Consider the following 19,757-nt stretch of genomic DNA (forward strand, 5'->3'; position numbering starts at 1 on the left):
CCCAACAACCCTCTCCCGTACGGGTTATGCCTCGGACTGCTCCTGCTGGTGCTTCTTGGCTTCGGCGATCTGCCGCTTGGCGGCGGTCGCGTAGATGTCCTCGTACTCCTGGCCGGACAGCTTCATGATCTCGTACATGACCTCGTCGGTCACCGCGCGCAGGATGAAGCGGTCGCTGTCCATGCCGTGGTAGCGGCTGAAGTCCAGCGGCTTGCCGATCCGGATGCCGGGCCGCATCAGCTTGGGCATGACCTGCCCGGGCGGCTGGATCTTCTCGGTGTCGATCATCGCGACCGGGATCACGGGCGCGCCCGTGGCGAGCGCGATGCGGGCCAGGCCGCCGGGCTTGCCGCGGTAGAGGCGGCCGTCGGGCGAGCGGGTGCCCTCGGGGTAGATGCCGAAGAGCTCACCGGCCTCGAGGACCTTGATGCCGCTCTTGATCGCGGCCTCGCCGGCGCCGCGCGCGCCGGAGCGGTCCACCGGGAGCTGGCCGACGCCCTTGAAGAAGGCGGCTGTGAGCTTGCCCTTCAGGCCGGGCGAGGTGAAGTACTCCGCCTTGGCGATGAAGGTGACCTTCCGGTCCAGCACCGCCGGGAGGAAGAAAGAGTCGGAGAAGGACAGATGGTTGCTCGCAAGGATCGCCGGCCCCTCCTCGGGGATGTTCTCCAGCCCCTCCACCCATGGCCGGAAAGCGGCCTTGAGCGGGGCGCCGATGGCGACCTTCATCACGCTGTACAACAACCGATGACCTCCTGTGTCTGACGGAAAGACCTTAACGCCAGATCCTCCCGGGCTCTCCCCCGGTGCTGGCCGTCCGCGTACTGTGAGGTAATCCTTCGCGTGCCCCGCCATTCAGGAACTGGAGACACACGGTGCCGCTCATGCCCGGAGCCGAGCCCTTCCGCTATGACGGCGGAGAGATCGGCGTGCTGCTCTGCCACGGCTTCACCGGTACACCACAGTCGCTGAGGCCCTGGGCCGACCACCTCGCCGAGCAGGACCTCACGGTCTCGCTTCCGCTGCTGCCGGGGCACGGCACCCGCTGGCAGGACATGCAGCTCACCGGCTGGCAGGACTGGTACGCCGAGGTCGACCGCGAGCTGCGCTCCCTCACCGCCCGCTGTTCCCAGGTCTTCGTCTTCGGCATGTCGATGGGCGGCGCGCTCACGCTCCACCTGGCCGCGCAGCACGGCGACGCGATCAGCGGCATCGTCCTGGTCAACCCGTCGGTCAAGGCCGACAGCCATCAGCTCAAGGCCGTGCCCGTGCTCCGGCACCTCGTGCCGTCCGTGCCGGGTATCGCCAGCGACATCGCGAAGGACGGCGTGCAGGAGACCGGCTACGACCGCACGCCGCTGCACGCCGTACACTCCCTCAGCCGGTTCTGGAAGCTCGTACGGAACGGGCTGCCGCAGGTCACGCAGCCGCTGCTGCTTCTGCACAGCCGCGTCGACCATGTCGTCCACCCCTCGAACTCGGCGCTCGTGCTGAGCCGGGTGTCGTCCGCCGACGTGACGGAGCGCGTACTTGAGCGCAGCTACCACGTCGCGACCCTGGACCATGACGCCGGGCAGATCTTCGACGAGTCGTACGCATTCGTCCAGCGGCTCGCCGCCGCTCCGGCGGCGAAGGAGGAGCCGGCCAGTGGCTGAACGCGAGCGCCCCGACGGCACGGAACCGGAGGAGCAGGGGCAGGGGCAGCAGCCGTCGACGCCGCTCGACGAGGCCGCCGCCTGGGCCCAGTTGATCGCCGCCTACGACGACGAGCCCGAGTCCGGCGCCGGGTCCTGGCCCGCCGCCGAGGATCTGCCGGCGGCGGACGACGACGCGCCGGACGACGCGGAGCAGGCGACTCCGGACGAGCCGGCGTCGGCGCCGCCGGCACCGAAGACGACCAGCATCGTCATCCACCCCGTCATCGCCGGCCCCCGCGACTTCGAGATCACCGAGGAGGACGAGGGCCACTTCGTTCCCCCCGAGCCGCCGCCGCTTCCCGAGACCGACGTCACCACCAAGTTCGCCTGGCTCGCCGTCCTCGGCGGCCCCGCACTGATCTTCGCCTTCATTCTGCTCCAGCAGGAACTGCCCTGGTGGGCCATCACCACCGGCATCGGCGGCTTCATCGGCGGCTTTGCCACGCTCGTCGCCCGCATGCGCCCGGGTGGCGACGACGAGGACGACCTCCCGGGCGGCGGAGCGGTCGTCTGATTTCTGACGCCGCCCTCGCACTGCTTCGCACCCGCTGCGCCGGCGGCTGATGCCACAGCGGGACGGCTGCGCCGGACTCCGTCCGCCGTCCCGGCTCCCGACACGCTCCTTCCTCCGCCCACCTATTCGCGCGGCCTCCTAGTAGTGCTTGGCCAGGTCGGCCTGACCTGCGGCGATTGCCTCTCGATGTGCCCGGTCGGCAAAGATCGTCAGAATCGTCCGCCCTGGTCAATGGCGCCTGTCCGGCGAGGACATCTCCCGAGCGCGCCGAGTCCAACCGGACCTGACCAAGCGCTACTAGGCGGGCGGCACCATGAGGGCGGCCAGGACCGGGAGGTGATCGGTGGCGGCCCGCAGGTCGTCCTCCTGGACGTTCTGCAGGCCCACCGGGACGCCGCAGCCCAGCACCTCGATGCCCGAGGTGGCGAAGATCGCGTCGATGCGCTGGTGCGGTCGCTCGGGCACCGAGGTGTGCTCGCCGCCCCAGGGCTTCGTGGCCCAGGCGTCCTGGAGCTCGGCTGAGAGGCGGCGGAACGTACGGCCGTCGGGGCGGTCGTTGAGGTCGCCGCCGGCGATGGCGTGGGGTTCGCCCATGCCGGCGAGGCGGTCGAGGAGGAGCCCCGCCTGCTCGTAGCGCTCGCGGGCGGCGAGGCTGAGGTGACAGCTCAGTACGGAGAGCCGGGCGCCGCCGATGCGGACGGCGGCGGTCGCGAAGCCGCGCTGGTGGAGCCCAGGGGTGCGGGGCAGCAGGACGTCCTCGGTGCGCTCGATGTGCGGGCGGAGGGATGACAGGATCAACGGGCCTGCGGCGGTGGCCCCGCCGGTGACGTAGACGAGACCGGACTCGCGGGCGAGCCAGGCGGCGGCCTTGCGCCAGCGGAAGAAGCGCGGGGCTTCCTGAATGAGCGCGATGTCGGGGGCGCAGGCCCTGATGACGCGGGCCAGCGCCGCCCTGTCGTCCCTCATGGACCGGATGTTGTAGCTCAGGACGCGGATGACGGCGGAGCCGTCGGACTCCGTCCCGGACGCCGGCAGGTCCGGCAGCACGCTTGCGCTCACTCGGTCAGTGTTCCCCCGCCCCGCCCCTTCCCGAAACCAGGGGGACCGCCCCCGTGGTTGCAGTCCCGTCGGCGACCCCGGGCCCGTGGCCGGGACCGGTGCCCCCGGCCCGACGGCCGCAAGCCGGCGCAGCAACTCGAAGCCGCGCGACCCCCTGGGGCCGCGCGGTGCGAGAGGCGCGTCGAAAAATCAGCCCTGGCGGGCCAGGTCGGCGGCGCCTACGAGGCCTGCCTTGCCGCCGAGTTGGGCGGCGAGGACTTGGGCGTGCGGGCGGTATTGGCCGCCGACGAGCCAGCGGCGGAAGGATTTGCGGATGGGTTCGAGGACGAGTTCGCCTTCGTCGGAGACGCCGCCGCCGACGATGAAGGCGGAGGGGTCGAAGAGGGAGGCGAGGTCGGCGAGGCCGGCGCCGGCCCAGCGGGCGAGCTCGCGGAAGGAGTCGATGGCGACCTTGTCGCCGCCGCGGGCGGCCTGGCTGATGTGGTGGCCCTCGATGGAGTCGGGCGTGCCGTCACCGAGGGAGAGCAGCAGCTTCGCGCTCTCCGGCTGGGCGACGGCGCGCTGCTTGGCGTAACGGACAAGCGCGCGCCCGGAGGCGTACTGCTCCCAGCAGCCCTGGCTGCCGCAGCCGCAGAGCAGGCCGTCGGGGACCATGCGGATGTGCCCGAACTCGCCGGCGACGCCGAAGCGGCCGCGGCGCAGCTTGTTGCCGATGATGATGCCGCCGCCGAGGCCGGTGCCGAGGGTGATGCAGATGACGTCGTCGTGGCCGGCGCCGGCGCCGAAGCGGTACTCGCCCCAGGCTGCGGCGTTGGCGTCGTTCTCGACCACCACGGGGAGGCCGACACGCTGCTCGACCTTGTCCTTGAGCGGCTCGTGGCGCCAGTTGATGTTCGGGGCGAAGAGCACGGTGGCGCGCTTGTCGTCCACGTAACCGGCAGCGCCGATGCCGACCGCCTCGACGGGGTGGTGCGCGCTGACGTCGCGGACCGCCGCGGCGATGGCGTCGACAACCCCTTCAGGGGTCGACGGGGTCGGCACCGTGACGGTTTCGAGAATCGCGCCGTCTTCGTCGACCACGCCGGCCGCGATCTTGGTGCCGCCGATGTCGACGCCGATGGTGAGTCCCATGTGTCCCTCAGTTTTCGGTCGATCCCCGCTGAGTCCAACCGTACCGGAGGGACACGTCAGTCCAGGTCGATGTGCTCGCTGGACGAGGAACCCGCAGCGCTGTCTGGACCGGCGGTCCAGCGCCGCTCATGGCCGGAAACCGCCGCGCGGTAGGCGGCGAGGAGCTCGGAGCCGGCCTGCGCGAGGTGGTCGAAGACGTCGGGATTACGTTCCTTGATCGGCTCGATGACCTGCTTGACCTGGGTCACGACGGCCTCGGCGGCCATCGTGGCGGCCGGGCTGCGCAGCACGGCGATGCGGTCGGCGACGGCCTCCGCGAGCCGACGCAGCTCTTCGGAAGCGCTGCCGGGGCCCTGACCTGCCTGTTCGCGGCGGCGGGCGTTCTCGGCGGCGATGTCCTCGGCGCTGGCCTTGGCCCAGGCGTCGGACTCGGGCGATTCGCTGGTCATGGTGGGCTCCGTAGGGGCGCTACAGGTGGTGCCTTCGACGTTACCCGACCCGACTAGCCGCGCGGCCAGAGCGCGGGGTCCGGTTCGAAGCGGACGGTCAACGCGCCGTCCCTCAGAGCGGCGCCCGCGACGGTGCAGCGGCGCAGCGCGGAGGGCAGCGGCAGGATGCGCCGGAAGCCCTCGGCGTCGACGACGAGTTCGTCGCCGCGGCGGATCAGGTCCAGCCGGTCGCGGGTGGCGCCGGGCAGCGGGAGCCGCCAGAGGAAGTGGCCCTCGGCGGCGAGCCGGTCCTTGACGGTCCAGGGCTTGCCGTGTACCCCGGCGGGCCCCGGCGCGGGGGCGGCCAGCAGCACCAGGTCGCCCGCGCCGAGCGGCTCACGCCCGAGGTGGGGCACCTCGTGGACGGGAAGGCCGGTCACCTCGGCGCGCAGGGCCCGCAGTTCCTTGTGCTGCTGCGCGGAGAGTTCGGCCAGCCAGGGGTCCGGAGAGCCGCTCGGCAGCAGCCGGTTGGCGACCACGGCCTCCAGGCGGAGGCCGTACAGGGCGAGTCCGGTGCGGGCCTGCCGGACGGCCTCGGCGGCGTGGGCGCCGGGGTCCACGACCAGCCGTACGGTGGTCCCGGCGTCCTCGATCACCGCCTGGGCGGCGGCCAGTTCCACATCCACCCGCGATACGGCCTCGTACGCCCGCTCCCCCGGCATCGGTACGCCCGCGAGCTGCGCGAGCACCGGCCGCAGGGCCCGCGCCGCCTGCCGCTCGGCCGGTAGGAGCCGGCTGAGGTAGCGGCGCAGCTGCTCGGGCAGCGCCAGGACGGCGAGCGCGGCATGGACGGGCGGCAGGTCGACGACGACGGTGTCCCAGGCCCGGCCACCGGAGTCCGAGCCGGCCAGGGACGCGTCGCGCAGCGCCCGCAGCAGGGCCAATGCGTCGGCGCCGGGGAGTTCGGTGAGCTCCTCCGGGTCGAGCGGCGTGGCCCCCAACAGGTCGAGCACGGAGCCGAGCCGCCCCTGTACCTCCAGCGCGTCGGCCCGGAAGGAGGCCGCCGGGTCGATACGGGCGACGTCGACCCCCGGCAGGGTGCGCGGGAAGACGCCGCTCCGGTCGGCGGAGATCAGCTGGACGCGGTGGCCCCGCGCGGCCTCGGCCACCGCTGTCGCGGCGGCGACGGTCGTACGGCCGGAGCCGCCGGGACCTGTGACGAGAAGGGTCCGCACCTCAGGCCTGGGGCGCGGCGGAGTCGCCGGACTCGACACGCTTCTTCAGCCCCGCCAGCGCGCGGTCGATGATGACCTTCTCCGCCTTGCGCTTGATCATCCCGAGCATGGGGATCTTCACGTCGACGGTGAGCTGGTAGGTCACCTCGGTGCGCTTGCCGGCGTCGACCGGCGCAAGCGTGTAGGAGCCGTCCAGGGTGCGCAGCATCTGGGACTTGACCAGCGACCAGCTGACCTCGTTGTCGCTGATCCAGGTGTAGCCGAGGGTGTGGTCGTCCTTGATCGCGCCCGCGTCCAGCAGCAGCCGGACCTGCTCGGCACGGCCCTGGTCGTCGGCGGAAAGGATCTCCGCCTCCTTCACCTCGCCGGTCCACTCGGGGTACCGCTCGAAGTCGGAGATGACCCCCATGACGTCGGCCGGGGCCGCGTCGATCGTGATGCTCGACTTGGTGTGTTCCGCCATCGCCGTGGCCCCTCCGGGACTTCGCATGAATGGAGTCATGAATGGAGTCATGAGTGTGTTGCTGCAGGCTACCGCGTACGTCCCGCACACAGGACGGCCGGGGCGAAGGTCACCACTCCAGCACCCACGGCGTACGGGTGGCGTTGAAGTGCCCCACGTTGACGCACTCGGTGGTCCCGATCCGCATGCGCCGCTCCAGCGGCTGATGGACGTGACCGAAGAGGGAGTATTTGGGGCGCGTCTCGTTGATCGCGTCGAGCAGCGCCTCGCTGCCGCGCTCGAAGCGCCGGGCGACGGTGTCGTAGCAGAGCTCCGGCACGGCGGGCGGGATGTGCGAGCAGAGCACATCGACCGGGCCGAGGGCGGCGACCTTCGCCGCGTACGTCTCGTCGTCGACCTCGTACGGCGTGCGGTACGGGGTCCGCAGGCCGCCGCCGACGAACCCGAAGACCAGGCCGCCGATCTCCGCCGTCGTGCCGTCCAGGACGGCGGTGCCGGGGCGCGCGTACTCGGGCCAGAGCAACGGAATGTCGACATTGCCGTAGGTGGCGTACGTAGGCGTGGGGAAGGCCGCGAAGAGTTCGGCGTACTGGCTGCGTACTGCGCTCTCGATGGCGGTGCGGCGGTCGAGACCGGCCCAGAGCTCGTTGTCCAGCGCGCGGGCCTCGTCGAACCGCTTGGCGGTACGCAGGGCGACCATGCGGGTGGCGTTCTCGGCGCCGAAGAGATCGGGGAAGATCCCGCGCGAGTGGTCGGCGTAGTCCAGGAAAAGGATGAGGTCGCCGAGACAGACCAGGGCGTCGGCGCCTTCGCCCGCCTTCCCGAGGGCGTCGGCCGCACCGTGGACATCGCTGACGACATGGACCCGCATGCCGATCACCCTAATCCCTCGTTACCTGCGGGTCACCGGCCGTCTCGATTACCCTTCGGTGAGCAGTTCAGGGCTTCGTGTCGGTCATGTGACACACAAAACATCTACACGGCGCCTCTATCGCGAGTGCTTTACCGATGGGTAACGTCCGGTCAGTCCGATCCACGCCTTGACCACGTATGTGGCAGGAGCCGGTGGACAGCAGCCAGTACCGCCGCCGGCGCCGATGAGGAGCAGCAGTCTTGCGTGAGTTCAGCCTTCCGGCCCTTTACGAGGTCCCCGCGGACGGCAACCTGACGGATCTCATCCGCCGCAATGCCGCGCAGCATCCAGACGTGGCCGTCATTGCCAGAAAGACCCCGGCGGGCGAGTGGCAGGACATCACCGCCACCACCTTCCTCGCCGAGGTCCGCGCCGCCGCCAAGGGCCTGATCGCCGCCGGCATCGAGCCGGGCGACCGGGTCGCACTGATGTCGCGCACCCGCTACGAGTGGACGCTCTTCGACTTCGCGATCTGGAGCGCGGGCGCGGTCACCGTGCCGGTGTACGAGACCTCCTCGGCCGAGCAGGTCGAATGGATCCTCGGCGACTCCGGCGCCGTCGCCGCCATCGTGGAGACCGAGGGCCACGACAAGACGGTGGAGTCGGTGCGGGAGCGGTTGCCGCAGCTCAAGCACGTCTGGCGGATCGAGGCGGGCGCGGTCGACACGCTGGTCGCGTCCGGCAGCGACATCTCCGACAAGGTCGTCGACGAGCGCAGCGCCACCGCCAAGGCGGACTCCCCGGCGACCATCGTCTACACCTCCGGCACCACCGGCCGCCCCAAGGGCTGCGTGCTCAGCCACCGCAGCTTCTTCGCGGAGTGCGGCAATGTCGTGGAGCGGCTCAGGCCGCTGTTCCGCACCGGTGAGTCCTCGATCCTGCTCTTCCTGCCGCTGGCGCACGTGTTCGGGCGGCTGGTGGAGGTGGCCAGCATCATGGCCCCGATCAAGCTCGGCCACGTCAGCGACATCAAGAACCTCACCGGCGAGCTGTCCTCCTTCCGGCCCACGCTGCTCCTCGGCGTGCCCCGGGTTTTTGAGAAGGTCTACAACTCCGCCCGCGCCCAGGCCCAGGCCGGCGGCAAGGGCAAGATCTTCGACAAGGCCGCCGACACCGCCATCGAGTACAGCCGTGCCCTCGACAGCGCCGGCGGCCCGTCGATCGGCCTGAAGTTCAAGCACAAGGTCTTCGACCGCCTCGTCTACAGCAGGCTCCGCACGGTGCTGGGCGGCCGCGGCGAGTACTCCATCTCCGGCGGCGCCCCGCTCGGCGAGCGCCTCGGGCACTTCTTCCGCGGCATCGGCTTCACCGTCCTGGAGGGCTACGGCCTCACCGAGTCCTGTGCGGCGACCGCCTTCAACCCCTGGGACCGTACGAAGATCGGCACCGTCGGCCAGCCGCTGCCCGGCTCCACGGTCCGGATCGCCGACGACGGCGAGGTGCTGCTGCACGGCGAGCACCTCTTCACCGGCTACTGGAACAACGAGACCGCGACCGCCGAGGCGATCTCCGACGGCTGGTTCCACACCGGCGACATCGGCACGGTCGACGAGGACGGCTACCTCGCGATCACCGGCCGCAAGAAGGAGATCATCGTGACGGCCGGCGGCAAGAACGTCGCCCCCGCCGTCATCGAGGACCGTATCCGCGCCCACGCCCTGATCGCCGAGTGCATGGTCGTCGGTGACGCCCGGCCCTTCATCGGCGCACTCGTCACCATCGACGAGGAGTTCCTCCCCCACTGGGCCGAGGAGCACGGCAAGCCGGCCGGTGTCACCGTCACCGAGCTCCGCGAGGACCCGGATCTGATCGCCGCCGTCCAGCAGGCCGTGGACGACGGCAACGCGGCCGTGTCGCACGCGGAGGCGGTGAAGAAGTTCCGGATCCTCCCCACGCAGTTCACTGAGGAGTCGGGCCACCTCACGCCGTCGCTGAAGCTCAAGCGCAATGTGGTCCTGAGGGACTACGCCGGTGAGATCGAGGCGATCTACGCCAAGTCCTGAGCCAGTACGGCCGCCATGTTGCGCTCGGCCAGAGCCGTGATCGTGACGAACGGATTGACACCGATGGAGCCCGGGACGAGGGCTCCGTCGGTGACGTACAGGACCGAATAGCCGGAGGCACGGCCAAAGGTGTCGGTGGCCTGCCCGAGCACGCAGCCCCCGAGCGGGTGGTAGCCGAAGTCGTCGGCGAAGGCCCGAGGGTCGCCGAACAGGTCGTAGCGGTAGATGGCGCCGTTGGCTGCGTTGATCCGGTCGAAGAGGGTCTTGGCGGCGGTGACGGACGGCTGGTTCTGCGAGCGCGTCCAGTTGGGCTTCGCGGAGTCGGTGGCGGAGTCGTACGTGAAATTGCCGCGCTCGGCGTTCTTGGTGATGGCGAGGTAGAGGCTGGCCCAGGTCTCGCTGCCGGACGGGAGCGGGGCGATCTCCGCGAAGACGGGGTTGGCGGTGTTGCCCCAGTCGTCGATGGCCATGGCCGGGATCGTGGACTGGTTGGCGCCGGTCGGATTCCACAGGTAGTTGGCCCGCCCGAGCATGATGTTGCCGTTGCCGCCCCCCGCGCCGACCTTGGCGCTCAGGTTGGGCAGCGCCCCGGGAGCCGCCCTCGGCAGCAATGGGCCGTCAGAGGAGCTGCTGGAGCCGAGCCGCGAGCAGGTCCCAGCGCCAGGCCTCTTCGACCCAGCGGCGGCCGCGCTCGCCCATGCGGCGCCGCAAGGCAGGGTCGGCGAGGAGCGTGACGATGCGGTCCGCGGCCTGCTCGGGCGAGCCGCCGCGTACGACCCAGCCGGTCTCGCCCTGGAGGACGGCGTCGGGGGCGCCCCCGGAGTCCCCGGCGACGACGGGGAGCCCGGTGGCGGAAGCCTCGAGGTAGACGATGCCGAGGCCCTCGACGTCCAGGCCACCGCGCCGCGTCCGGCACGGCATCGCGAAGACGTCGCCGGCACCGTAGTGCGCGGGCAGCTCGGCCCAGGGGACGGCGCCGGTGAAGCGTACGGAGGTGTCGACCCCGGTGCGTACGGCGAGCCGCTTCAGGTCGTCCGCGTAGGGGCCGCCGCCGACGATGAGCAGGACGGCGTCCGGCACCTGGTGGAGGATGCGGGGCATGGCCCGTATGAGGGTGTCCTGGCCCTTACGCGGCACCAGGCGCGAGACGCAGACGACCACCGGCCGGTCGGCGAGGCCGAGGCGGGCGCGTACGGCGTCGCCGCCCGACGCCGGGTGGAAGGTCTTCTCGTCGACGCCGGGCGGTAGTTGGACCATGCGGGCGGCGGCCGAAGGGGTGAGCGCGGCGGCGATGCGGGAGCGCGTGTACTCACCCAGATAGGTGATCGTGTCCGTGCCCTCACCGATCCGCCGCAGCAGCTGACGGCTGGCGGGCAGCTGCGCCCACGCCGCCTCGTGGCCATGCGTCGTACCGACCAGCCGCCCGGCCCCTGCCTTCCGCAGCGCCGGGGCCATCAGCGCGAGCGGCGCCGCCGCCCCGAACCACACCGAGCCGCAGCCGTGCTCGCGCAGCAGCTCCACCGCCCGCCGGGTCACCCTCGGGGTCGGCAGCAGCATGGACGTACGGTCCCGGATCACCGGAAAGGGCTGCTCGGCGTCGAACGCGGCGACCTCCGTGCCGTCCTTCCAGGTGGAGGCGTACACCACCACTTTTCCGGGATCCAGGCGCAAGGCCATACTGTGTACAAAGGCCTGGATGCCGCCGGGCCGGGGCGGGAAGTCGTTGGTCACGATCAGCGTCTTGTCCATCGCGGCCGAGATTACCGGCCGGACCCCGACACGGAACCCCGAGCCCCTAAACGCTGTCCTCATCAGTGAGCGGCATCATGCATCATCACTTCAGAGGACGAGGGAGACAGGGGTGCACATGGCAGGCGCGGGCGGCAGGCTGATCCCCATCGGGGTCTGGATGGCCACCCGGTGCTTGTTGCTGCTGATGGTCTTCAAGGTGATCACCATCTCGCCGCTCGACGTCACCTCCGACGTCACCTTGATCTACCACGGCTGGTACGACGTCCTGAAGAGCGGCAGCTTCCCCCTCAACGACGTGACCTGGCAGTATCCGCCGGCCGCCGCCCTCGCCATCCTCTCCCCCGGCCTGCTGCCCTTCCTCGACTACACCACCGCCTTCATCTGGCTGTGCTGCGCCGCCGACGCCGTGGCCTTCGCCATGCTGCTGCGGGCCGGGCGGCAGGGCGGCGGCCGCCGCATGCTCGGCGCGTGGGTGTGGATCGCGGGGGTGCCGCTGCTCGGCCCCACCGCGTACGCCCGTTACGACGTGATGGTCACCGCCGTCGCCATCGCCTCCCTGCTGGCCCTCGCCCGGCGGCCCCGCGTCTCCGGCGCGCTCGCCGCCTTCGGCGCGATGCTCAAGGTGTGGCCGGCGCTGCTGCTCATCGGCACCCCCCGCGACCGCTCCCGCCGCGTCTGGGGCACAGCGATCGGCACCGTAGCCGTGATCGGCCTGCTCTTCCACGCCGTCATGCCCGGCGCCTTCTCCTTCCTGACCTTCCAGGGCGGCCGGGGCACCGAGGTGGAGTCCGTCGGCTCGCTGGTCTTCCACTACGCCCGGCATCACGGCTGGCACGGCGAGGTCCGGCTCAACTACGGCTCGGTCGAGTTCCTCGGCCCGTACGTGGACGTCGTCAGCCGGGTCGCGCTCGGGCTGGCCGCCGTCGCCCTGGGGTGGCTGGTGCTGTGGCGGCTCATGGCCCGTACGTTCACGGCGGCCACGCCTTTCGACGCGGCATTCACCGCCGTCCTGCTCTTCACCACCACCAGCCGGGTGATCAGCCCCCAGTACATGATCTGGCTGGTCGGCCTCGCCGCCGCCTGCATGACCCTGCGGGCGAGCGTGATGGCCCTGCCCGCCGCGCTGATCCTCCTGGCGACCGGCGTGACCTTCTACGAGTTCCCCGCCCACTTCCAGGACGTCGTGGTCAGCGACCACCGCGGCGTCGCCCTGCTGGTGCTGCGCAACGGCCTGCTGATCGTCGCCTCGCTCATCGCCTGCCGCAGACTGTGGGTGGCGGCGGTGCGCACTTCGCCAGAGGAAGCGGCGTCGGCCGTTCAGGAGGACGGGACCGAAGCCCCGGAGCCGGCGAGCGAGCGGCTGCTCAGCTGGTGACACCGGCATACGAAGAGCCCCAGCACCGCCGCGCACTGCAGCCCGGCGCTCAGCGTCAGCGCCAGCGCGATCCCGGCCAGACCGAGGCCTGACAGCGCGTACGCGAACGGCAGTTGGACCGCCGTCCCGACGACGGTGACCCTCGCCAGCGCAGGGCTGCCGCCGCTGCCCTGGAAGACCCCGCCCAGCGCGATGTAGCAGGCCAGCAGCACCAGGTAGCCGGCCAGGCAGCGCAGGAACTCCGCCGCCTGCGCCGCGACCACCGGCCCGGCGCCGAACGCCGCCATCAGGTACGGCGCGGTGGCCGGCAGCGTCAGGGCCGCCGCCAGCCCGATCGCCCCGCCGGTCAGTACGGCCTGCCGCCCGATCGCCGCGCGCTCCGTGTCGTGGCCCGCGCCGAGGCGGGTGGCGGTGTGGATGGCGGCGGCCTGCCGAATCGCGTAGAAGGCCATCGTGGCCACGTACGTCGCCTTGGTCGCGATCCCGTACGCCGCGACCGAGGCGACCCCGAGCCGGGCCACGATCGCCACCATTGCGAGCGAGCGAGCCCGCCATCCGGACCAGGAAGTCCGCCGACATCGGCAGCCCCACGCGTGCTCGTGCGGCGCAGCGCCGCGAGCGTCGGCTCCGCGTGGCGGGCCCGCGCGGCCTCCCGGAGAGCAAGAAGTGGAAGGTGCTTCGAGGAGCGTCGGCGGGGCCATCGCCGAGCTCACGCCGTGACGGCGTGCCTCCGCGCGGCGGCGATGCGCTGGACCGCGGTCGGGTGGGTGCCGAAGAGCAGGTGGAGCAGCCGGGGCGGCGAGGGGTCGCCCACGTTGGCGACGGTGATGCGGCGCTGCATGGCGATGAAGTGGGCGGGGTCATCGGTGAGTTCGAGCGCGTGGGCGTCGGCGCGGCGCTCGATGCGGCGACTGACGGCGCAGCCGAAGGGACCGGCGATGGCGGAGCCGACGGCGGCCACCGCGGCCAGGAGCCACACGGAGCGCGGGTCGGAGAAGTGGTCGACGCCGGCGGCGCCCAGCAGCGGCCGCCAGGAGACAACGGCGGCCAGGACGCACACGCCGACCGCCGCGCCGACCGCCCCCAGCACCGTCCCGCGCAACACGTCGCGGTGCTTGACGTGACCCAGTTCATGGGCGACGACCAGCTCGACCTCGCGCGGCTCGGCCGTGGTGAGCAGCGTGTCGTAGGCGACGATGCGCCGGGTCCGCCCGAAACCGGAGACGTACGCGTTGAGGGCGGTCGTACGCCGCGAGGCGTCTGCGACCAATACCTCCCGCACCCGGACCCGGTCCCGCTCGGCCAGAGCCAGCAGCGCGTCCCGCAGGGGGCCCGGCTCCATGGGGGTGAAGCGGTTGAAGAGCGGCTCCAGGAGGACCGGCGCCAGCCAGGACAGCACGACGGCCGCCACGGCTGCGCCGAGCGCCGCCCAGGCCCACCACCACCACCGGCCGGTCCCCGCGAGCGCGTAGACGCCGTACAGGGCCCCCAGGAGCAGCGGCACGGACACGAGCAGCCCCCGCAGCACATCGAGGACCCAGCCGGCCCACCCCTGGGTGACGAGGCCGAAGCGGGCCCGTACGACCCGCACCCACGCGGAGAAGGGCAGCAAGAGGAGCGTACGGAGCACCACGAGCGACAGGCCGCCGGCGAGGATCCTCGCGGCCCAGCCGTCGCCGAACAGGCCGGCCAGCCAGGCGCCGCCGGGCGTCAGGCCGAGGACGAGCAGCAGGGCGAGCCCGGCCAGCCGGCCGCCGATGGCGGCGGGGAGCTGGGCGCGGCGCAGGGCCCGGCCGCGGGCGACCTGCTCGGGGGTGAAGTCTTCGGCGACTTCGGAGGTCATGCCAACTCCCGCTGTACGTAGGCGCGCCAGCGCGCGGTGAAGTCGTCGAGGCCGATACCCAGTGTGCTCCGCATGGCGGCATCGGTCCCCGCGCCGGCGCCGACCGCCCGGTACAGGGCCACCAGCTTGCCGGCGCCCCAGTCGGCCTCGACCATGCGGCAGGCCAGCCAGCCGCCCTCGTAGGCCTGGGCGAGGCCGGTGGCGGTGGTGCCGAAGTCCGCGTTCGCCGGGAGTGTTCGCGGGGTGCGGCCGGCCGCGACGTCGCGGGCCAGCTCGGGGGCGACCTGCCGGGCGGTGCGGCCGGTGCCGAGGTAACCGACCCAGTCCGCGAAGCCTTCGGAGAGCCAGAGCGGGGTGCCGGAGTTCGTCGCGGCGCGCGTGGCGACGTGCGTGGTCTCGTGGGTGAGGACGACCCGCCGGCCCAGCCCCGAAAGCTCGCCGAAGGCCTCGGGGTTGACCATGACCCGGTCGGCCGGGACCGAGGCCGAGGACCCCCGCAGCTCCGCCGTCGTAACGGCGGCGATGCCCTCGTAGGCCGTCGGCGAGGCGTCCAGCAGCGCGGCCATGTCCCGCAGCGAGCCCGGCACCTCCACCACGACCCGCCGCGCCCACCCGTTGCCCCAGACCCCGCTCACCGTTGCCACCGCGCGGTCCACATCGGCCGCGTACGCCTGCAGGGAGGCCTGCGACGCCCCGACCCCCAGCACCAGGCTGTGCGTGCCCCGGGCGACCCGCAGGGTGCCCTGGTCCCACAGCTCCGCCGGGGAGCTGCTTGCGATGTCCCAGCGGCTGCCGTCGGGGGCGAGGGTGAGCGCCAGCGCGGAGGTGACCGGGGCGGAGTCGTAGCCCGTGAGCCGGTAGCTCAGCTGAACCTTCGCCGTCGTGCCGGTGCGCCGTACGAGCCGGTACGACCACGACGCGAGCGGCAGCCGCGCCAGATTCCGGTACACCGTCCGCTGCGCGGCGCGCTGCGCGGGCGCGACATCGGCCAGGTAGGCGCCCTCGTCGTGCTTCAGCACGGCCGCGGCGTGCCGGTTCAGCATCCGCTGGGGGTCTTCCCGTACGGTCCCGCCACCGCCGCCGCACCCGGCGAGCAGAGCGGCCGGAACCGCCACACAGCACAGCAGCGCGGCGGCCCTCGTACGTACTCCCATGCCGCCGATCGTAGTTAGGCCCTGTCAGGGCGATCACGAACGGCCCCTTCGCCGCTCCCCCAGCCTGGCGGCTGGGTGGGGTCCCCCGGCCGAAGGCTGGTGGAGAGTACCCCCAGCGCCTTGGGCCTAAGGCCGGGTGACCGCCGAGATCGGCATCATCCCGATCGGGTCATAGCGGACCCGCGCGCCGGGGTAGGGGGCGTGGACGACCTGGCCGCCGCCGACGTACATGCCGACGTGGCTGGCGTCCCCCCGGTAGATGACCAGGTCGCCGGGCCTGGCCTGGTCGAGCGGCACCTGCTGCCCGGCGTGCATCTGGGCCTGCGAGGTACGCGGCAGCGCGATGCCGGCGTGCCGGTACGACCAGACCATGAGTCCGGAGCAGTCGAAGGCGCCCGGGCCGGTCGAGCCCCAGGCGTAGGGCGCGCCAACGGCGGCCCGGGCGGCGGCGACGGCCATCGCGGCGCGGCCGGAAGCGGGTCCGAAGTCGGGCAGGTGCAGGTCCATGCTGCGGCCGGCCCGCGAGGCCCGGTCCTGGAGGCGGGCGGCGAGGTCGGCCCGCTGGGCGGCGGAGAGGGAGTTGACGAGCCGCTGCGCGATGGCGAGTTTGCTCTGCACGACGCGCTTGCGGGCGTTGAGGTCCTGCCGTGTGCGGTCCAGCTCGTCGAGCTTCAGCATGGCCGCGGAGCGCTTCTGGTTCAGCCCGCGCTGCGCGTCCTTGAACTCCGCCAGTTGCTCGGCCTGGCGGGTACCGATGCGGTCGAGCGCGGCCGCCTTGTCCAGGTAGTCCTCCGGGTCGGCCGACAGCATCAGCGCCAGCGTGGGGTCGACCCCGCCGCTGCGGTACTGGGCGCCCGCGAGTGTGCCGAGCCCGGCCCGCATCCGGTTGACCCGCTCCTGGCCGCGCGCGGCCTCGTCCTGCAGCGTGCTCACCTCGCGGCGCAGCCGCTTGGAGCGGTCCTGGGCCGCGTTGTAGCGCTCGATGGCCTGCTCCGCCTGCTCGTAAAGCCGGTCGACCCGGCCGGCGACATCGGTCGGCGTGTCCGCGGGCTGCGCCACCGCCATGGGTGCGGCGGCGGCCCCTGCCACTGCCGCGGTCGCCGCGGCGGCTGCCGAAAGGGCCGTGACGCGGGTGGTACGGGCGAGGCCCGGCTGCGAGGTGCGTCGATGGGATGCCACGGGCGCTGACAGTAGTCAGCCGCGTACGGCGAGTTCAAAGATTCTCAACCACGCAGGCGGCGCACGTCCGCCCTCTTCCCCAGGTCAACCGCGCTCCGGGCACAGCCCGTCATCACCCGAACGGGCTCCACGGCTGCGCTAGATGCGGACTCCGAACATGAAGGGCATGTCGCTCATGGCCTCGTACTTGACGTTCTCGCCGGTGCGCGGAGCGTGCAGCACCATGCCGTTGCCGGCGTAGATGCCGACGTGGTGGTAGTCGCTGTAGAAGATGACCAGGTCACCGGGCTTGAGCTGGCTTGCCGTCAGGTGCGTGCCCGCGTTGGCCTGGGACTCGGCGGTCCGGGGTATGGAGACGCCGGCCTGGGCGTAGGCCCAGGAGGTGAGGCCGGAGCAGTCGAAAGAGGAGGGGCCGCTGGCACCGTAGACGTACGGGTCGCCGAGCTTGGTCTTGGCGGCGGCGAGAGCGGCGGCGGCACGCTGGGTGGCCGCGGTGTCGTTGCCGAGGCTGACGCGCGAGCTGGAGGAGCGGCTGGCAGCGGCCTGCTGCAAGGCGATGCTGGCCCGTTCCGCAGCGGTGAGGCTGTTGAGGAGCTTCTGGGCCGCCTGGAGCTTGGCCTGGATCTCCTTCTTCTTCGTACCCAACTCGGTACGGGTCTGGTCCAGCTCCTGGAGCTTGCTGGCGGCCTCGGCCTTCTGCTGGTCGAGGGTGCGCTGCTTCTCCGCTATCTGTTTGAGCTCGTCGGCCTGCTGGCTGCTCAGCTGGTCGAGCGTGGAGGCCTGGGCGAGGTAGTCGTCCGGGTTCGAGGACAGCAGGAGCTGTATGGACTCGTCGATGCCGCCGCTGCGGTACTGGGCGCTGGCCAGGGAACCCAGTTCGTCCTGGAGGTTGTTGAGGTCGCTCTGCTCGCGGGCCACCTCGTCCTGGAGCTGCGAGACCTGCTTCTGCAGCGTCTGCTGCTTCGCCTGGGCGCCGTCGTACTTCTCAGTCGCCTGCTCGGCCTCGTCGTAGAGCTTGTTGACCTGCGCCTTGACAGTCTTGACGGACTGCTTGGCCGGTGCGGCCTGTGCGGCCTGGGACGTGAGAGCGACGGCTGCGGCCGCGGTCGCGGTGAGCACGGTGACCCGTGTGCGACTGGCCGGCTTGGGACGACGGTGGGACGCCACGAAGGCGAGCTCCTTCTTCCTCCAGCCGCCTACCGGGTGAGCTGTCGGGTTCGGGCTGGAAGAAGCCCTACGACACCTCAACACTCCTCGCGGAGCACCCTGGTGCCGATTCACCCCGGGAACGTGGTTCCCCGGCTCCGAGCGCAGAGGGGGGCTGCGCTTCAGACTCGGCGGGACCCCCGCCACCATCCTGGGTGGACGATCGAACTCGCGGAGGTACGAGCCCTGACCCTAGTGACCATCCTGCGATCGGTTCAAATCAAAGTATGTAAAAACTCTGCCGCAACCTGTTTTTTTTGCAAAGATCACACAGCCAGTGCAGCCAACATAACGCTGAGTTCGCGTCACACCCTCGCAAGTCGCTTGAGGAGCAACGTGGAAGGCACCGGACGCGCCCCGGCCTTCGCCACTCCGTCCGCGACTTCACGGTCGGCCGAAACGACCACAACGGGACGACCGGGAGGTTCCGCCCGAACCAGACGCCGGATCAACTCGTCGGCCGTTTCGCCCGCTTTGCTGAACAGCACCCGCACCCCGCGCGGTGGCGCGAGCAGCACCGGCGCGTCCAGATCCGCCCCGTCGAAGACACATGTCACCTCGGCGCCGCTCTGGGCCGCCAGCACCGCGAGACCGCCCAGCAGCCGCAGCCGCTGCTTCTCCAACGGCAGCGCCGGGTAGCCGGTCTTGGTGACGTTGTAGCCGTCCACGACGAGATGCGCCTGCGGCAGCGCGAGCAGTTGGTCGAGCAATGCTGGGTCATTCTCGGACAAAGCACGCCGCGCGATGTCCTTCGGGCTGATGGCGCCCGGCTTGACCGCGTCCACCGTGTCGGCCGGCAGGATGCCCATCGTGTCGCGCGGCGGCAACGCCAACTCCCGCCGCAGCCCCGACGCGGCGTCAAGGACCGTGTCGAGCAGCAGCCGCAGCCGTACGTCCTCCACGCTGCGGCCCTCGCGTACGGCCCGCCGACCCGCCTCCACGGCCGCCTCGGCCTCGGCGAGGCGGGACTTCAGACGGCGCGCCTCGACCTCGGCGGTGGACCGGTCGGCGGCAGCCGCGGACCGGACCTCCTCCAGCTCGTGCTCGACCTTGCGCAGGGCCGCCTCGGCCCGCTTCACGTCACTGGCCGCACTGCGCAGCTTGCGGTGCAGCGACTCGACCTCCTTGCGGGCGGCATCCAGCTCGGCGCGGGCCTTCGCCGCCTCGCCACGGGACTGCTCGCGGGCGGCCGCCAACTCCTCGCGCAGCTGCGCCAGCTCCCGCGCGGCCTCCTCGCCGGCGCGTTCGGCGTGGGCGCGCTGCGCCTGCTCACCGGCGGCGGCGACCAGCTTGGACCACCCCGGCGGGCGCAGCAGATACGCCGCCGCGGCCACATCCAGCGGATCCACGGCCGGCGTCGGGGTGCCCGCGTCCAGGGCCTCGGCCAGTTCGGGCTGGGCCTCCCGCAACCGGGAGGCGATCCGCTGCCGGAAGGCCGGATCGCTCTCCAGGGCGGTGGCCAGCGCGGTGGCGGCGAACTTCGCGCGGCGGCTGGGCGTGAAACGGGCGTACGGGCGCAGCTGCGACGGCAGCTCGGCGTGCGTCAGCCCACCGAACGCGTCCGCCGCAAGCGCCACGACCCGATGCCGTACGCCCTCCGGGAGCGGGCGGTCCAGGGCCTCGACGGCCTGCTCGGCGGCCTCTCCGGCGGCCGACGGGGAGGCGTCAGCCACACCCTCGCCGTCCTGTGCCGCCTGCGGGTTACCGCCGGTCCGGTCCACCAGCCACTCCTGTCCAGTCCCTCGACGCCTCCCCCTGCTCCCCCTGTACGTCTCCATTGTCCCCCGGACGGGGGAGCCACCCGACGT

Annotated in this window: 18 protein-coding genes, 1 pseudogene and 1 riboswitch; of the genes and pseudogenes, 4 read left to right on the forward strand and 15 right to left on the reverse strand. The window is 71.8% G+C overall.

From position 1 onward, the window contains the following. Positions 1-24 precede the first annotated feature (24 nt). Positions 25-741 (reverse strand): lysophospholipid acyltransferase family protein, encoded by a 717-nt coding sequence (locus EFK10_RS24100; protein WP_206305568.1) that lies wholly within the window; start codon positions 739-741, stop codon positions 25-27. A 131-nt stretch (positions 742-872) separates the two neighbouring features. On the opposite strand from EFK10_RS24100, the gene EFK10_RS24105 reads away from it, so the two are divergent. Together EFK10_RS24105 and EFK10_RS24110 are read left to right on the forward strand one after the other, a co-directional pair. Further along, the gene (locus tag EFK10_RS24105; RefSeq protein WP_127357719.1) at positions 873-1,652 is read left to right on the forward strand and encodes an alpha/beta hydrolase; all 780 of its coding nucleotides are present in this window, start codon (positions 873-875) and stop codon (positions 1,650-1,652) included. Next, positions 1,645-2,208, forward strand: a complete 564-nt coding sequence (locus EFK10_RS24110; RefSeq protein WP_127357720.1) for a hypothetical protein — start codon at positions 1,645-1,647, stop codon at positions 2,206-2,208. The genes EFK10_RS24105 and EFK10_RS24110 overlap by 8 nt, the downstream gene beginning before the upstream one ends. A gap of 297 nt (positions 2,209-2,505) precedes the next feature. On the opposite strand, the gene EFK10_RS24115 is transcribed toward EFK10_RS24110, so the two are convergent. The 6 genes from EFK10_RS24115 to EFK10_RS24140 all read right to left on the reverse strand — a co-directional run bounded on the left by EFK10_RS24115 (position 2,506) and on the right by EFK10_RS24140 (position 7,395). Beyond that, the gene (locus tag EFK10_RS24115; protein WP_127357765.1) at positions 2,506-3,252 is read right to left on the reverse strand and encodes an endonuclease/exonuclease/phosphatase family protein; all 747 of its coding nucleotides are present in this window, start codon (positions 3,250-3,252) and stop codon (positions 2,506-2,508) included. A gap of 204 nt (positions 3,253-3,456) precedes the next feature. After that, positions 3,457-4,398 (reverse strand): ROK family glucokinase, encoded by a 942-nt coding sequence (locus tag EFK10_RS24120; protein WP_127357721.1) that lies wholly within the window; start codon positions 4,396-4,398, stop codon positions 3,457-3,459. A 56-nt stretch (positions 4,399-4,454) separates the two neighbouring features. Further along, positions 4,455-4,847 (reverse strand): DUF5304 family protein, encoded by a 393-nt coding sequence (locus tag EFK10_RS24125; protein ID WP_127357722.1) that lies wholly within the window; start codon positions 4,845-4,847, stop codon positions 4,455-4,457. A 53-nt stretch (positions 4,848-4,900) separates the two neighbouring features. Continuing rightward, the gene (locus tag EFK10_RS24130; protein WP_127357723.1) at positions 4,901-6,061 is read right to left on the reverse strand and encodes an ArsA family ATPase; all 1,161 of its coding nucleotides are present in this window, start codon (positions 6,059-6,061) and stop codon (positions 4,901-4,903) included. 1 nt (position 6,062) lies between these two features. Beyond that, a complete protein-coding gene (locus tag EFK10_RS24135; RefSeq protein ID WP_127357724.1) occupies positions 6,063-6,524 on the reverse strand; it encodes an SRPBCC family protein in 462 nt (153 codons plus the stop codon). 109 nt (positions 6,525-6,633) lie between these two features. Further along, on the reverse strand, positions 6,634-7,395 hold the full coding sequence (locus tag EFK10_RS24140) for a metallophosphoesterase family protein (RefSeq protein ID WP_127357725.1): 762 nt from the start codon (positions 7,393-7,395) through the stop codon (positions 6,634-6,636). 242 nt (positions 7,396-7,637) lie between these two features. Between EFK10_RS24140 and EFK10_RS24145 the strand changes: the two genes are divergently transcribed. Next, entirely contained in the window at positions 7,638-9,440 is a 1,803-nt protein-coding gene (locus EFK10_RS24145) for an AMP-dependent synthetase/ligase (RefSeq protein ID WP_127357726.1), read from the forward strand. Here the strand turns inward: EFK10_RS24145 and EFK10_RS24150 are convergent. Beyond that, positions 9,425-10,081 (reverse strand): annotated as a pseudogene (locus EFK10_RS24150) (GMC oxidoreductase); the annotation flags it as partial. The gene EFK10_RS24145 and the pseudogene EFK10_RS24150 sit on opposite strands and share 16 nt — an antisense overlap. Beyond that, a complete protein-coding gene (locus EFK10_RS24155) occupies positions 10,059-11,189 on the reverse strand; it encodes a glycosyltransferase family 4 protein (RefSeq protein WP_127357727.1) in 1,131 nt (376 codons plus the stop codon). The pseudogene EFK10_RS24150 and the gene EFK10_RS24155, both read right to left, overlap by 23 nt. Positions 11,190-11,307: 118 nt before the next feature. On the opposite strand from EFK10_RS24155, the gene EFK10_RS24160 reads away from it, so the two are divergent. Beyond that, the gene (locus EFK10_RS24160) at positions 11,308-12,567 is read left to right on the forward strand and encodes a glycosyltransferase family 87 protein (RefSeq protein ID WP_127357767.1); all 1,260 of its coding nucleotides are present in this window, start codon (positions 11,308-11,310) and stop codon (positions 12,565-12,567) included. On the opposite strand, the gene EFK10_RS24165 is transcribed toward EFK10_RS24160, so the two are convergent. The 6 genes from EFK10_RS24165 to EFK10_RS24190 form a co-directional block, all read right to left on the reverse strand. Continuing rightward, the gene (locus EFK10_RS24165) at positions 12,510-13,100 is read right to left on the reverse strand and encodes an MATE family efflux transporter (RefSeq protein ID WP_407647123.1); all 591 of its coding nucleotides are present in this window, start codon (positions 13,098-13,100) and stop codon (positions 12,510-12,512) included. The two genes, EFK10_RS24160 and EFK10_RS24165, sit on opposite strands and share 58 nt — an antisense overlap. 176 nt (positions 13,101-13,276) lie before the next feature. Further along, on the reverse strand, positions 13,277-14,410 hold the full coding sequence (locus EFK10_RS24170) for a M48 family metallopeptidase (protein ID WP_127357728.1): 1,134 nt from the start codon (positions 14,408-14,410) through the stop codon (positions 13,277-13,279). After that, positions 14,407-15,564 (reverse strand): hypothetical protein, encoded by a 1,158-nt coding sequence (locus EFK10_RS24175; protein WP_206305569.1) that lies wholly within the window; start codon positions 15,562-15,564, stop codon positions 14,407-14,409. Before EFK10_RS24175 ends, EFK10_RS24170 begins: the two co-directional genes overlap by 4 nt. Positions 15,565-15,690: 126 nt before the next feature. Next, positions 15,691-16,743: a C40 family peptidase gene (locus EFK10_RS24180; protein ID WP_206305570.1), complete on the reverse strand. Its 1,053-nt coding sequence runs from the start codon at positions 16,741-16,743 to the stop codon at positions 15,691-15,693. A 138-nt stretch (positions 16,744-16,881) separates the two neighbouring features. Next, positions 16,882-17,910: a C40 family peptidase gene (locus EFK10_RS24185; RefSeq protein ID WP_127357729.1), complete on the reverse strand. Its 1,029-nt coding sequence runs from the start codon at positions 17,908-17,910 to the stop codon at positions 16,882-16,884. Between the two features lie 10 nt (positions 17,911-17,920). Next, positions 17,921-18,079, reverse strand: a riboswitch (cyclic di-AMP (ydaO/yuaA leader). Between the two features lie 175 nt (positions 18,080-18,254). Further along, on the reverse strand, positions 18,255-19,673 hold the full coding sequence (locus tag EFK10_RS24190) for an NYN domain-containing protein (protein ID WP_240677435.1): 1,419 nt from the start codon (positions 19,671-19,673) through the stop codon (positions 18,255-18,257). Positions 19,674-19,757: the final 84 nt, after the last annotated feature.

This window comes from Streptomyces soli (assembly GCF_003999195.1).
Taxonomy (GTDB): domain Bacteria; phylum Actinomycetota; class Actinomycetes; order Streptomycetales; family Streptomycetaceae; genus Actinacidiphila; species Actinacidiphila soli.

What these genes read in the sequence shown, in the direction of transcription:
- EFK10_RS24120 (WP_127357721.1), bottom strand. Translation starts at nt 4,398, where the DNA reads ATGGGACTCACCATCGGCGTCGACATCGGCGGCACCAAGATCGCGGCC.
- EFK10_RS24125 (WP_127357722.1), bottom strand. Translation starts at nt 4,847, where the DNA reads ATGACCAGCGAATCGCCCGAGTCCGACGCCTGGGCCAAGGCCAGCGCC.
- EFK10_RS24135 (WP_127357724.1), bottom strand. Translation starts at nt 6,524, where the DNA reads ATGGCGGAACACACCAAGTCGAGCATCACGATCGACGCGGCCCCGGCC.
- EFK10_RS24140 (WP_127357725.1), bottom strand. Translation starts at nt 7,395, where the DNA reads ATGCGGGTCCATGTCGTCAGCGATGTCCACGGTGCGGCCGACGCCCTC.
- EFK10_RS24155 (WP_127357727.1), bottom strand. Translation starts at nt 11,189, where the DNA reads ATGGACAAGACGCTGATCGTGACCAACGACTTCCCGCCCCGGCCCGGC.
- EFK10_RS24160 (WP_127357767.1), top strand. Translation starts at nt 11,308, where the DNA reads ATGGCAGGCGCGGGCGGCAGGCTGATCCCCATCGGGGTCTGGATGGCC.
- EFK10_RS24165 (WP_407647123.1), bottom strand. Translation starts at nt 13,100, where the DNA reads ATGGTGGCGATCGTGGCCCGGCTCGGGGTCGCCTCGGTCGCGGCGTAC.
- EFK10_RS24170 (WP_127357728.1), bottom strand. Translation starts at nt 14,410, where the DNA reads ATGACCTCCGAAGTCGCCGAAGACTTCACCCCCGAGCAGGTCGCCCGC.
- EFK10_RS24175 (WP_206305569.1), bottom strand. Translation starts at nt 15,564, where the DNA reads ATGGGAGTACGTACGAGGGCCGCCGCGCTGCTGTGCTGTGTGGCGGTT.